At 65.9% G+C, this 12,198-nt stretch carries 14 protein-coding genes; 4 read left to right on the forward strand and 10 right to left on the reverse strand.

Going from position 1 to position 12,198, the window contains the following annotated elements:
* Positions 1-4: 4 nt before the first annotated feature.
* The 6 genes from NA5_RS04935 to NA5_RS04960 all read right to left on the reverse strand — a co-directional run bounded on the left by NA5_RS04935 (position 5) and on the right by NA5_RS04960 (position 5,424).
* Positions 5-970 (reverse strand): serine/threonine-protein kinase, encoded by a 966-nt coding sequence (locus NA5_RS04935; protein WP_169811262.1) that lies wholly within the window; start codon positions 968-970, stop codon positions 5-7.
* Between the two features lie 70 nt (positions 971-1,040).
* Positions 1,041-1,691 carry a PAS and ANTAR domain-containing protein gene (locus NA5_RS04940; protein WP_062982441.1) on the reverse strand — a complete coding sequence of 217 codons (651 nt, stop codon included), beginning with the start codon at positions 1,689-1,691 and terminating at the stop codon, positions 1,041-1,043.
* A gap of 59 nt (positions 1,692-1,750) precedes the next feature.
* Positions 1,751-2,785, reverse strand: coding sequence for a PucR family transcriptional regulator (locus NA5_RS04945; RefSeq protein WP_062982286.1), 1,035 nt, complete (start codon positions 2,783-2,785; stop codon positions 1,751-1,753).
* 9 nt (positions 2,786-2,794) lie between these two features.
* Positions 2,795-3,097 carry a hypothetical protein gene (locus NA5_RS04950; protein WP_062982287.1) on the reverse strand — a complete coding sequence of 101 codons (303 nt, stop codon included), beginning with the start codon at positions 3,095-3,097 and terminating at the stop codon, positions 2,795-2,797.
* Positions 3,098-3,314: 217 nt separating this feature from the next.
* Entirely contained in the window at positions 3,315-4,718 is a 1,404-nt protein-coding gene (locus NA5_RS04955) for a sensor histidine kinase (protein WP_245672094.1), read from the reverse strand.
* 28 nt (positions 4,719-4,746) lie between these two features.
* Positions 4,747-5,424, reverse strand: coding sequence for a response regulator (locus NA5_RS04960; RefSeq protein WP_062982289.1), 678 nt, complete (start codon positions 5,422-5,424; stop codon positions 4,747-4,749).
* A 120-nt stretch (positions 5,425-5,544) separates the two neighbouring features.
* Between NA5_RS04960 and NA5_RS04965 the strand changes: the two genes are divergently transcribed.
* Entirely contained in the window at positions 5,545-5,907 is a 363-nt protein-coding gene (locus NA5_RS04965) for a PepSY domain-containing protein (RefSeq protein ID WP_062982291.1), read from the forward strand.
* Positions 5,908-6,096: 189 nt separating this feature from the next.
* Entirely contained in the window at positions 6,097-6,993 is an 897-nt protein-coding gene (locus NA5_RS04970) for an alpha/beta hydrolase (RefSeq protein WP_157110220.1), read from the forward strand.
* Between the two features lie 53 nt (positions 6,994-7,046).
* Here the strand turns inward: NA5_RS04970 and NA5_RS04975 are convergent, their stop codons facing one another.
* Positions 7,047-8,405, reverse strand: coding sequence for an NAD(P)/FAD-dependent oxidoreductase (locus tag NA5_RS04975; protein WP_062982293.1), 1,359 nt, complete (start codon positions 8,403-8,405; stop codon positions 7,047-7,049).
* 86 nt (positions 8,406-8,491) lie between these two features.
* Positions 8,492-9,304 (reverse strand): ParA family protein, encoded by an 813-nt coding sequence (locus NA5_RS04980; protein WP_084483876.1) that lies wholly within the window; start codon positions 9,302-9,304, stop codon positions 8,492-8,494.
* Between the two features lie 337 nt (positions 9,305-9,641).
* Between NA5_RS04980 and NA5_RS04985 the strand changes: the two genes are divergently transcribed.
* Positions 9,642-9,977, forward strand: a complete 336-nt coding sequence (locus tag NA5_RS04985) for a histone-like nucleoid-structuring protein Lsr2 (protein WP_062982297.1) — start codon at positions 9,642-9,644, stop codon at positions 9,975-9,977.
* A gap of 493 nt (positions 9,978-10,470) precedes the next feature.
* On the opposite strand, the gene NA5_RS04990 is transcribed toward NA5_RS04985, so the two are convergent.
* Positions 10,471-10,824 (reverse strand): winged helix-turn-helix transcriptional regulator, encoded by a 354-nt coding sequence (locus NA5_RS04990; protein WP_062982446.1) that lies wholly within the window; start codon positions 10,822-10,824, stop codon positions 10,471-10,473.
* A 235-nt stretch (positions 10,825-11,059) separates the two neighbouring features.
* Here NA5_RS04990 and NA5_RS04995 point away from each other — a divergent pair, with 235 nt between their 5' ends.
* Positions 11,060-11,788 (forward strand): SDR family NAD(P)-dependent oxidoreductase, encoded by a 729-nt coding sequence (locus NA5_RS04995; protein ID WP_062982299.1) that lies wholly within the window; start codon positions 11,060-11,062, stop codon positions 11,786-11,788.
* Between the two features lie 26 nt (positions 11,789-11,814).
* Here the strand turns inward: NA5_RS04995 and NA5_RS05000 are convergent, their stop codons facing one another.
* Positions 11,815-12,132 carry an SDR family oxidoreductase gene (locus NA5_RS05000; protein WP_062982301.1) on the reverse strand — a complete coding sequence of 106 codons (318 nt, stop codon included), beginning with the start codon at positions 12,130-12,132 and terminating at the stop codon, positions 11,815-11,817.
* Positions 12,133-12,198: the final 66 nt, after the last annotated feature.

Raw genomic sequence — 12,198 nt, forward strand, 5'->3', positions numbered from 1 at the left:
TTCCTCAGTGCCGATCGATCCTGCGGAAATCGTGACCGGAGGCATTGCGCCCGAAGGTGGTTCGCAACAGAGACGATCGGGTGAACGCCGCGTTCAAGCGGTTCAGGAAAGGACTGCGCGGCCGGGTGTCGACGGCGTGCAGAGCCTCGGTGAGCAGGCTGATGGGTTCGGTGCAGGTGGTGTAGCGGGCGCTGGGATCCTTTGCCAGCGAACGGTGCACGACCGAATCGACCTCGGGAGGGATCCAGTGTCGGCGCGCGGAGATATCGGGCGGCGGGTCGTGCAGGTGGGCCTGTGCGGTGGCCATGAGATTTCCGCGGGGGAACGGCGGGCGGCCGGTGAGCAGTTCGATGGCCGTGGACATCAGCGCGTACTGGTCCGTCGCCGCGCATACCGCGCCTGCCTGCAGCAGTTCCGGCGCGGCATACGGCACCGAGACTACGACGAAACCGTGGGCGGCCAGGGGCGGTTCGGGCCGGTGCAGCCACCGGGCCTGATCGAAATCCGAGAGTTTCACCGTCGCGGGATCGTCTACACCCACCAATACATTCGCCGGTTTGACGTCGAGATGAACGATGTCGTTCGCGTGCACGAAATCCAGACCCGCCGCGACCCGCCCCAGCACGTGCAGCACCCGCCGCAGGTCCGGATGTCGGTGTGGCATGGGCACCAATGTCGAACCCGTTGCACCGGCGACATACTCGTGCGCCGACCACAGCCTGCCATCGGTTTCACCGTGCGTGTACATCCGCACGATATTGGGATGCCGCAGCACGGACAGGATGTCGAACTCGTGCACGAAGCGCGCTCGCGCCTCGGGTGAGCGGCTGTCCTCGGGGCTCAGAATCTTCAGCGACACCGGCCGCGATCGTTCCAGATCCTCGGCCAAATAGACATCACTGCTACCGCCATGACCAAGCCGAGCCTGCACAACGAATCCAGCAAACCGGTCATTCGGTTCCAGTACCACCGCCACACCGTAGTTCGCCGAGGCCCGGCATCGGCGGCGCAACCTCTCGCTGCTGGGAAATCGGGTGCGGTCAGTCCTTGGGTACGCGCTCGTGCAGGGTCAGCAGAATGTGGTCGAAGCTGGCGACGGTCGCGGGATCGGGCGCGGGGACGGCGCACAACTCGGCGATCAGTTGTTCGGCCAGCACGCGCAGCTTGATATTGGTTTCCTGCGAACGCCAGATGAGCACCTTGAACGCCTGCTCGGCACTGATCCCGTACAGCCGCATCAGCACCCCCTTCGCTTGTTCGATCACCGCGCGCGACTCGATCAGCTCCGGCAAACGCACCTCGAGCGCTTCGCGTTCGGCTTCGGCGAGGGTGGCGCTGAGGTCGATATAGAAACCGGCCGTGCCGACCGGTTGGCCGTCGTCGTCGAGAATGCGGTCGGCGACCACCATGACATTGTGCTCGACACCGGCGGTGTCGATGAACCGGTGGCGGCTGGAGAACGGCTCGCGAAGGTCGATGGAACGGGCGATGCGTTCGGCGACCGGTTCGCGGTCGTCGGGATGTTTGTGCGCCAGCAGCAATTCAGTGGTCGGCTCGATTTCCCCCGGTCGGTAGCCATGCATGCGGTAGACCTCCGGCGACCACTCCCAGCGGCGGCTGGCGAACCAGAACCGGAAACTACCGACCGCGGACTGTACACCCGACTGTCCGGGCAACGCGGTATCGGCGATCGGAGATCCGGGCGAGGACGTCACCAACCAATTATGGCCCCGCAAAAACGCAGGTCAACTCACTCGTCGAGCAGCCGCCACGCCGTGAGAGCGAGCCTGGCCCGTAGCAGACCGGTGGGCTCGGCGAGTTCGATACCCGTCACCTTCTCGATCTGTTCGAGGCGGCGGGCGACGCTGCTGTGGTGCAGGTGCAGCAACTCGGCGGCCCGACGCAGCGAACCGGTGGCACAGTAGGCGTCGAGTGTCTCCAGATCCTCGGGGGCGCTCGCCATTCGGGCGATCGCGCCGACATCGGCGTTCTCGCGCGCGGCATCCAGGGGGACGTGGGCGAGCAATGCCAACGCACCGAGGTCGCCGTAGTGGACGATCGGGCTGCGCGCGGTGGCGAAACGCAAGGCAGTGCGGGCTTCCCGCCAGGACCGGTCCGGCCGATCGGCCGCTCCGATGCCCGCGCGCACGCCTGCTGGCAACCGGGCCGGGTCCACCGTGGTGGCCAGGATGACGCCCACGTCGGCCAACGGTGCCGCCTTCACCGGTCGGGCCGGACAGATCAGACCCCCGAGCTGATCGAGCGGAAGTTGCGACCGGACGGCCACCACGCGCACCGGCAGGTCCGCGGCGAAACCCAAGAGCCGCAACGCCCGAGCCCTGGCCGCCTCATCACTGTCGGCACTGATCACCAACTCGACCAGCGCCGGATCAGCCATGGTCGTGCGTGCCGGGCCATACCGCTCGACGACCGCAGCCGCGGCGATGGCGAGCCGCTCCAACAGCAGTTCATCGAGCGCGCGGGAGATGTCGGTGCGTTCCAGCCACACCGTGCCGATCTCCTCCTCGTCCAGGGTGATCGGTCCCGAGGTGGACGCGGCCAGCGCCGGACCTGGCACTTCCCGTCCGTCGGGTGCGAATCGGATCACCCGTCCGGTACCGTGCAGCCGAATACCGGTCACACATTCGGCCAGCACCGCCGAGGCCCGGGCGAGCGCGGGGAGATCCACTCGTCGGCGCATCAGGGTGTCGTAGAACATCACGACGCGCAGCGCGCCTTCGGCTTCAACATCCAACTGCGACAATCGGACCACCAAGGCATCCATGTCTGGAGGCTACGCCTGGTCCGAGACCCGCTCATACCACCGATCGAACCGGTTCCCCAGCACCGTGTAGGTGTCCAACCACCCACTGCTGGCGGCGATTTCACATAGCGGGCCGGTCGCGACGAACAGAAACTTCAAATCGCGCAACCGACTCATATCACCCCGCCGAATCAATTCGAGATGATCGGTGAGATCGCTTATGAGCTCGGCCTCATCCGCATACCGAGCCTGCCAGCTCATATCCTGCGGCCCGGCCCGAACGACCGCCATCACCCGCTCGAGGATGTCGAGTATCTCCGCCTCCGACTTCATCCCATCAGCCTGGCACGCCCGAATCAGCACAACACCGACTCCCGAACCGGGGGTTGCCCCATGGTATTGCGCACACCGCCGATGTGCAGGAACTGCGGCGCGACCGAGTTTCGTAGTACACCAAGACATTTGCAGTCCCGATCGGCTTACCTCGCCCAGCATCCCGATACAGGTCTTCGGCAATGCCAGTCAGCGCCATCGCGAGCCACGAATAGGATCACGTCCCGGTTCGCCGGGCGGGCAGTGTCACGATGAAGCGGGCGCCGCCATCGGCGCTGTCGCCGACCTGGATACGGCCCGCGTGACGGTTCACGACGTCGGCGACTATGGCGAGACCGAGTCCGGCTCCGCCGTCGTCGCGGCTGCGCGCGTCGTCGAGCCGGACGAACCGTTGAAAGATCCGGTCCCGGTCGGCAGTGGGCACACCGTTTCCGTCATCGGCGACCTCGAGCACGACCGCGTGGTCGGCCGTGCGGTTCAGGCTCACCCGCACGGTGGTGGCCGCGTGGCGCTGCGCGTTGTCGACGAGATTGCCCAGGACCCGGGCGAGTTGGGTGCGACTGCCCGTGACGGCCACGCTGTCATCCGGTATCACGGTGTCGACAGGTAGGCGGTCTCCGGTTCGGCGAGCCAACTCGTCGTGGATCAGCGCGGCCAACTCGACCCGTTCCACACGGGGCTGCTCCCCCGCGTCGAGACGGGCGAGCAGCAATAGATCGGCGGCAAGGTGTTCGAGCCGGATGGTGTCTCCGATCAGCCCGTCCAGCTCGAGTAGCCGCGGGTGGGCGTGGGCGACTTCGAGCTGAGCGCGCAGGCTGGCGATGGGACTGCGCAGTTCGTGCGCGGCATCGGCGATGAAGCGGCGCTGCCGTTCCGCGGATTCTTCGAGTGCGGCGAGCGTGGCGTTCGTAGTGGCTGCCAGCCGGGCGATTTCGTCGCGTGCGGCGGGTTCGGGCACCCGGCGGGACAGGTCGCCGCCCATGATTTCGGCGAGTTCGGCCCGGATCGCTTCCACTGGGCGCAGGGCACGCCGGGTTACCAGCCACGTCACCGCCGCCACCACGAGGAGCAGCACCGGCAGGCCCATCAACATGGCCCTTCGAACATCGGCAACCGCATTTCGGGCGGAGTCGAGGGAAGCGCCCGCGTAGACCGTGACCGGCTGCCCGCCGACGGTGGTGGTTTCGATGGCGGCTACCCGGAATACCTGGTTGATGATCTCCTCGTCGCCCACCGGGAGCCGCACGTCACGAAACGTGGCGACGGACGTTGTTCCGGCAGTGGAAACGAGCTCGGTCTCGTCATCGTCATCTGTCGCGGCCGGTTTCGAAGTCGGGACGAAGTCGGCCATGGGTCGACTCCGCAAGTCGTCATCGGCTGCCAAGACCCTTCGGTCGGCCGAAACCACTTGTACCGGTTGACTATCCTCGTCGGGCAACTTCAGCTGCGCGAAATCGGTGCCGATGCTGATCTGGGTGACGATATCGCGAGCGGCGATCTCCGCTTGCAGGCTCGCCCGATCGACCAGGTTGTGGCGCAGGACCTCGAGCACGACCAGTCCGGCGACCACGAGTGCCACCGCGACGACGGCCGTGGCCAGCATTGTGGTCCGGGCGCGCACCGAGTTCCACCACCGCGGCCGCGGCCGATCAGCCACGATCCGCCGCCAGCCGGTAGCCGACGCCGCGGACGGTGGTGATCGATCGACGCCCGAACGGAGCATCGATCTTGCGACGCAGCGTGCTGATGTAGACCTCGACGATATTGGGGTCACCGTCGTAGCCTGAGTCCCAAACATGCTGCAGGATATCGGCTTTCGATACCACCCGGCCCGCACGGACCGCCAAGTGTTCCAGGACGGCGAATTCCTTGGCGGTCAACGTCACCTCATGCGTGTCCCGCATGCACGTGTGCGTGTTCGGATCCACCGTCAGATCACCGACGCGCAACACCGGGGCGCCGCCGCGAGTTCTGCGGCGGCACAGGGCGCGGATACGGGCGAGCAACACCACATAGGAGAACGGTTTGCGCAGATAGTCATCGGCGCCGGTATCCAGACCCTCCGCCTCGTCGTATTCGCCGTCCTTCGCGGTGAGCATCAGCACCGGCGTCTCGTTCCCCGCGGAGCGCAGCGTCGCACAGACCTGGTAGCCGTTCATACCCGGCAGCATGATGTCCAGGATGATCAGGTCGTAGTCGGTGGTGACGGCGAGATGCAGCCCCTCGGTGCCGTCGTGGACGATGTCCACGGCGAAACCCTCGGCCGCCAATCCCTTTGCCAGGGTGCGGGCCAGACGCTTCTCGTCCTCCACGATCAGCAGACGCATCCGCTAAGCGTGACAGACAGTTCCTGAAGCGGCCTTCAGGAGGCTTCAGGCCACCTTCAGCTGCGCTTGCCAGAGTGGTTATCGGATTCAAGATCGCCGCTCGCACAGGAGGTTTCACTCATGTCATCCGTTATCCGCCGCGCGTTCGCCAGCTTGCGATGGATCATCGTCGGCGCTGCCGTTGTCGGCGCCACCGTCGCCGGTCTCGCCCTGGCCACCAGCACCGTCGGACACAAGGACCACACCGTCGCGGTCAACGTGTCGGCCACCGACTTGGCACTGCTGGCAGACCCGCAGATCAGCAGGCAGCAGGCCATCGACGAGGCGGTGCGGGCCGTGCCGGGAAGCACAGTGGATTCCGCCGAGATCGACGCGGATCGTGGAGTGTGGGAGGTCGAGCTCAGCACCCCTGATGGCGTCGAGCACGAGGTGAGTGTCGATGTGAAGACCGGCAAGGTAGTCGGCACCGTCGAGCACGACTGACTCACCTGGTGCGCATCGAGAGCCGCAGGCGGCCTGCGGCTCTGCGCCAACCGATCGGCGGCGCGCTCAGGATCGGGTCGTAGGCCAGTTTCGAAATGCGCTCGTATGCGGCGCTCGTCGCACGGCAGGGGCACAATGCCCGACGGTTGGCGGATGACCCCCGGATGTCGGATCGCGAGGATAGTTCTCATGGATCCCGAACTCGAACCATTCCTCTCGCTGTTCCCGCCGTCCGATCTGTCCGATCCGCCCACCGCGCGTAAACAGCTCGCCGAGCTGGCCGCCGCGGTACCGGCTACCGATAGCGCGAACTTGGACATCGAAAATCGCACGGTCCCAGCCGATCCCGATGTGCCGGTGCGGATCTATCGCCCACATCAGGCCCAGGGGGCCATCGTGTGGCTACACGGCGGCGGATTCGTCATGGGTGATCTCGACACCGAAGATCCGTGGGCCGCGATGCTCGCCAACGGCTCCGGCGCGACGGTGATCTCCGTGGGTTACCGACTGGCGCCCGAAGACCCGTTCCCCGCCGCACACGATGACATCTACTCGGTGCTGAACTGGACCGCCGAGCACGCGACCGAACTGGGCATCGATCCCACCCGCATCGCGATCGGCGGCCACAGCGCGGGCGCCGGTCTCGCGGCCGCGGTTGCGTTGCGGGCGCGCGACGAGCAGGGGCCACCGATCCGCTTCCAACTGCTCCACCAGGCCGGACTGGACGACCGGCAGCAGACGTGGTCGCAGCGCAATTTCACCGATACGCCGTTCGTGACTCGCGACAAGGTCGCGCAAATGTGGGCGTACTACCTGGGGTCCACGCCCGCCACGCCGTACGCCGCCCCGGCGCGGGCCACCGATCTGTCGGGCCTGCCACCCGCTTACATCGCCGCCGCGGAGTTCTGCCCGAACCGCGATGAAGATATCGACTACGCACTGCGCCTGATGGCGGCCGGGGTGTCGGTCGAGCTGCACCAGTGGCGGGGCACGTTCCATGGCTCGCAGGCGATCCTGTCCGCGGAGGTGTCACAGCGGCAGAACGCCGAACTGGCCGGGGCGCTGCGCCGCGCGTTGGCCGGATAATCCGACCGCAGACGAATTCCTCGAATCGTGCGGCAGGCCAAGGCAAACCGCAGCTACGCGGAGGTACGGCCTGCGCGCATACGCCGCAACCCGATCGTCGCCGCGGCGACACGTGGATCGAACATGTGTAGTGGGGATTTGGTCATGTTCAGCACATCGAGGAATTTCGCCGCGGTCGCCGGATCGTCCGCAGCGGCTCGGAACATCCTGTTCAAGCCCGAATGCGCAAGTGATTTCACCGCTGGGGAGCCGAGTGCGACCGGAGGCATCGTCATATCGCTGACCTTTGTCAGCCACCATGGGGTGCGCAGCATGCGGCCCATGCGGCGATAGTAGCGGCGTGGCAGATCGTCGGTCCCCCGCTGGAGTACCTCGTCGAGTAGATCCGCCGCGATGGCCGCGACGGTCATGCCGCTGCCGTAGATGGGATTGAAACTGCACACCGCATCGCCGATCGAGAGTATTCCGTCCGGAACACGATCCAGTAGTTCATACCGACGCCACACCGCCGTGCGGAACCGATAGGTCGCTACATCGTCGACGGGACTCGCGCCACGAAGCACAGTAGCCACATCGTCGGGTGCGAATTCCGCGGCGTAGTCCAGCAATTCGTCCGGACTCGACGGTGGGTGATTCGCCTTCCCGACGCCGAACGCCGAGAGCACCCACAAATCCCCCTCCTGCGCCGCGAACCCGAACCCACGCGGTCGGCTCGGCATCGGTCCGACCAGGACGATCCGATCACCGCCGACGGCATCCAGCGGCAGGCGGAAATGACAAGTGGCATAGCCGATATCGACGGGCACCTGATCTTCGCGCGGCCGTGGGTACCCGAACGTTTCGAGCCAGGCTCCGGCCCGCGAACCCCGGCCCATCGCATCGACCACCAGATCGGCATGGACCGGCTCCGGTTGGCCGTCGGTCTCCCGGCGCATCACCCGAACTCCGCCGACACCGGTTTCGGAGGCGACCAGGTCCGCTACGACCGCATCGTCCCATATCTTCACATTCGCCAGCGCCGATACCCGATCACGCACATGCGATTCCAGAAATGGTCGGCTGGCGGCAACGGACGTCCTGCCCAATTCCGCGCGATACAGGACGTTTCCGAAGAAGATCGCCCGGAAATCGTCGAATGCGCTGACGGCCTTCGCGCCATCGGTGATCAGCTCGTCGATCAGACCGGGAAACCGGGACTCGGCGATATCAGCGGCACGCATCAACAGGCCGTGGGAATGTCGCGATTGCGGAGTTCCTCGGCGTTCGGGTGCCGCGGCCGACAATCGATCTCGCTCGATGACGGTCACCGCCGCATAGTGGTCGGCCAGAATTCGCGCCGCGAACAAGCCCGCGATCCCGCCGCCGAGCACCACCGCATGGTCCCCGGCGCGGTGGTCAGCCCGCTCGCTCAATGGGTCTCCTCGCCGTGGTCGATCGCGGACAGAGCACGGCGACCCTACCCCGACGCGGCATGGTCGTGCATGTCGTAGACGCGGTCTCAACGGCCGGATCGGTGGATGACCTCCCGAGCCAAGGCCCGATATTGCTCCGCACCGGCGGATCGAGGTGCCCAGGTGGTGATGGGCTCACCGGCAACACTGGCGTCGGGGAAACGGACCGTTCGCGAGATCACAGTGTCGTAGACCTGATCGCCGAAGACCTCGGCAACCCGAGAAAGCACCTGACGCGAATGCAGCAGGCGCTGATCGAACATCGTGACGACGATGCCGAACAGACTCAGCCCCGGGTTCAGCCGGTCTCGGACCTTGTCCATGGTGTCGGTGAGCAGCGCGACCCCGCGCAGTGAGAAGAACTCGCACTCCATCGGGACGATCACACCGTCCGCGCAGGCCAGCGCGTTCACGGTGAGCAGGCTCAACGATGGCTGACAGTCGATGAGTATGTAGTCGTAGCGGTCCCGGATCGGATCGAGTACCCGCCGCAGCGAATGTTCCCGGCCCACCTCGTTGACCAACCGAATCTCCGCCGCGGACAGATCGATATTGCTGGGCAGGAGATCGACATTGTCGACGTGCGTCTCGATCAGCACCTCGTCGATCAGCTTTCCCGATCCGCCTAGCAGGTCGTATACCGTCGAGGGCAGTTCATTCAGCACGGCGCCCAACCCCGCCGACAACGCGCCCTGCGGATCGAGGTCGACCAACAGCACTCGCTGACCGCATTCGGCCAGCGCCGCGCCCAGATTGATGGTCGAGGTGGTCTTGCCGACGCCGCCTTTCTGATTGCACAGGGCAATGACCTGTGCTCGGGTACCGGGCGCCGGGAGTTCGGATGCACTGACCGCACTCATGATTCGCAAACGCTTCGGCTCGTCTCCACCGCCGAGCCGGGCAGGCCAATTTGCCGCAGGTAGTTTGCCAACATGTCGCCAGGCTAGCCCTTCGGGCTCGGCGAGGAACCACAAACCCCATATGAGTCGCGGCTCACCCACAATCGAGGCGTAGATCGCTGACAATTCACTGAACCGACCGCTTGGTCGAAACCGTATCGCCTGGAAGGAATCCTGGGCAGCGTGCACGTCGGGGTTCGGTTCGGGCCAGCTTCGCTCGTGGTGACGCCGCTCGTTATGATCACGATCCTCTGCTCACGATCCTCTGCCCGCTGTCCACCCACGAAAAGGAATGCCCATGGCACGCAAGGTCGTTGTGACGCTCGTCGATGACTTCGACGGCAAATCCCCTGCCGAGGAAACCGTGGCCTTCGCGCTCGACGGCGTCGAATACGAGATCGACCTATCCACCGACAACGCCGGTCAGCTGCGCGGCATCTTCGAGCCCTGGACCTCGAACGCGCGCAGAATCGGCCGCGCGCCCCGAGGCAAGAGCCAGACCTCGCGCACCGCCAACGACCGCGCCCGCACCGTCGCCATCCGCGACTGGGCCCGCGCCAAAGGCATCGCGGTGTCAGCCCGCGGACGGATTTCAGCAGAAGTAGCCCAAGCGTACGAGAAGGCCAACGCCTAACCGCGTCCGAGACGCCGGAAACGCGGGCCCCGCACCGTCCGTCGGAGCACTGCCGTTCGCGAGCAACAGCGGTGCGGGGCCGATTTCGTCGCCGGACATCGGCGTGCTGTCGATCCCGGCGCTGAACACCAGGTCCTCAGTCGACGAGATGCAAATGTCCCCGTTGCTGTTTGGCGTCCGACGTCGTCCCGCGCGACGGTCACAAGCGCACCGTCGCGTGGGGACGCCGAGACCACCGGGCCTTGGTAATCGAACACCGGCGACCGCAGCCAACGGCACAGTTGGCGGCTGATCGATTTCCTCATGAGCAGTGAGTTCACAAGCACCACACAGGGTTTGGGCATTAATAGCTATTGAGCCTGCTCCCACAGTGGGCGCAGTAGTGCTGCTGGCCGGGTCCCCGTGTCATGGCTACTTCGGATCGTTTCGGGCGTCTTTGCCCCACCCCCATTTGCCCTCGTCGCGTGACCCTCGCGGGGCTTGCCAGCGTCCGCTATACGTTTCGTGGCGATTCAGATTTGTGTTCGTGGCGGCTGGTGTCGTACCGGCGTCGGTTGACGTTGATCTGGTGTCGGTGCGTGTCGGCCCACTCGGCGAGGGCCACGACGGAGTCCAGCAGTGTCGTGCCGAGTGGGGTGAGTGCGTAGTCGACGCGGGGCGGGACGGTGGGATGGGCGGTACGGGTGAGCAGGCCATCGCGTTCGAGTTGCCGCAGGGTCCGGGTGAGCATGCGCTGTGAGATGCCGATGACTGCGCGGTGTAGCTCGCCGAAGCGCAGAGTCCGCTCGCGCAGCTGGCCGATGACCAGGATGCTCCACTTGTCGCCGATCAGAGCGAGGATCTGCAGGACCTGTCGGCATGCCTGCTCATCCGACTCGCGCGCGGCGGCTCCTGCTTGCGGGTCAGGTGTGGCGTGCCGGGTGTCCGGCGAGGCGCTGAGGTGGGCCAAGGGTTACCTCTGTGTGCGTTACCGACAGGAATGTGCCGTCTTGCGGCCGCCAGTGTAGTGACAAATCATGCTGTTACTAACAAACAGTAACTATAGGTGCCCGGCGGAGCCGCGGCCGGAAAGGGACATTGCGGTGACGAAGACGCTCGCTGTGGTCGGAGCTGGCCCAGGGTTGGGGATGGGTGTGGCCCGGGTGTTCGGTGGACACGGTTTCCGGGTCGCGTTGATCGCGCGGAGCCAGGACAGGCTGGAGAAGTTGGTGGGCGAGTTGGGCGAGCGGGGCATCACCGCCGCGGCGTTCTCCGCCGATATCCGTGACCGTGACGCGCTGACCGCTGCGCTCACCTCGGCCGGGGAGGTGTTGGGGCCGGTCGATGTGTTGGAGTACAGCCCCAGCCCGACCGGACCGATCACCCCCGCTGCGCAGACAACGGCCGCCTCCGCTGCCGCGCAGTTCGAGTTGCATGTGCTCGGCGCGGTGGCGGCCGTGCAGACGGTTTTGCCGGGGATGCTGGCCCGTGGTGAGGGGACTGTGCTGCTGACGACCGGTGTGTCTTCCACCGTCCCCGCACCGTTTCTGGCCAATGTGGGTCTGGCGATGGCCGGTCTGCGCAACTGGGCACACACCTTGCATGCCGACCTGCGCCCCCGCGGAATCCACGTGGCGACAGTGACTATCGCCTCCGGTATCACCCCCGGCGACCCGGTGGCCGACCCCGATGTCATCGGCGCCCGCTACTACGACCTGCACCGGCGGCAAAACCGCGCCGAAGAGGTCATCGGCGACCTCGACGCATTCCGCGACCTTGTTGCCGAGCGGATCGCCGGGCAGGACCGACCGGCTCCCCCGGCATCACAGTAGAGCCGACGGCGTGGGTGTGATGTCGATCATGTGCTCAGGCAGGTCGTTCGCTGAAAACCATTGCAGCTCTGCGCATTTATTGCCCGAGAGCTTCGTATATCCACCGCTTTCACCACCTCGACCGGCCCCAACACGTCCCCGGCTGAGGCGAGGGCCGCGGCAAGCGCGTCACGGTCGCGGATGTCGGCAGGGAATGCAGCGGCGGTGATGCCCCGCTCGGCCAACTCGCCCGCCAGCTTCTCCAGTCTGTCCCGGTTTCGGGCGATCACCGTGGCAACCGAAGGCGCGGGCCACGCCCATCCCCAGCCCCGGGCCGGCCCCACGATGGCGATCGTCTTCGTCACCGCAACACCCTTCCTGTCACGCCTCTGGCACCGACCTCGATTCGGTAACGCACACGGAGGTAACCC

The organism is Nocardia anaemiae NBRC 100462, assembly GCF_001612725.1.
GTDB lineage: Bacteria > Actinomycetota > Actinomycetes > Mycobacteriales > Mycobacteriaceae > Nocardia > Nocardia anaemiae.

Excerpts from the sequence above, each read along its gene's own strand:
- NA5_RS04965 (WP_062982291.1), top strand. The coding sequence starts at position 5,545 with ATGTCATCCGTTATCCGCCGCGCGTTCGCCAGCTTGCGATGGATCATC.
- NA5_RS04980 (WP_084483876.1), bottom strand. The coding sequence starts at position 9,304 with ATGAGTGCGGTCAGTGCATCCGAACTCCCGGCGCCCGGTACCCGAGCA.
- NA5_RS04950 (WP_062982287.1), bottom strand. The coding sequence starts at position 3,097 with ATGAAGTCGGAGGCGGAGATACTCGACATCCTCGAGCGGGTGATGGCG.
- NA5_RS04970 (WP_157110220.1), top strand. The coding sequence starts at position 6,097 with ATGGATCCCGAACTCGAACCATTCCTCTCGCTGTTCCCGCCGTCCGAT.
- NA5_RS04985 (WP_062982297.1), top strand. The coding sequence starts at position 9,642 with ATGGCACGCAAGGTCGTTGTGACGCTCGTCGATGACTTCGACGGCAAA.
- NA5_RS04945 (WP_062982286.1), bottom strand. The coding sequence starts at position 2,785 with ATGGATGCCTTGGTGGTCCGATTGTCGCAGTTGGATGTTGAAGCCGAA.
- NA5_RS04960 (WP_062982289.1), bottom strand. The coding sequence starts at position 5,424 with ATGCGTCTGCTGATCGTGGAGGACGAGAAGCGTCTGGCCCGCACCCTG.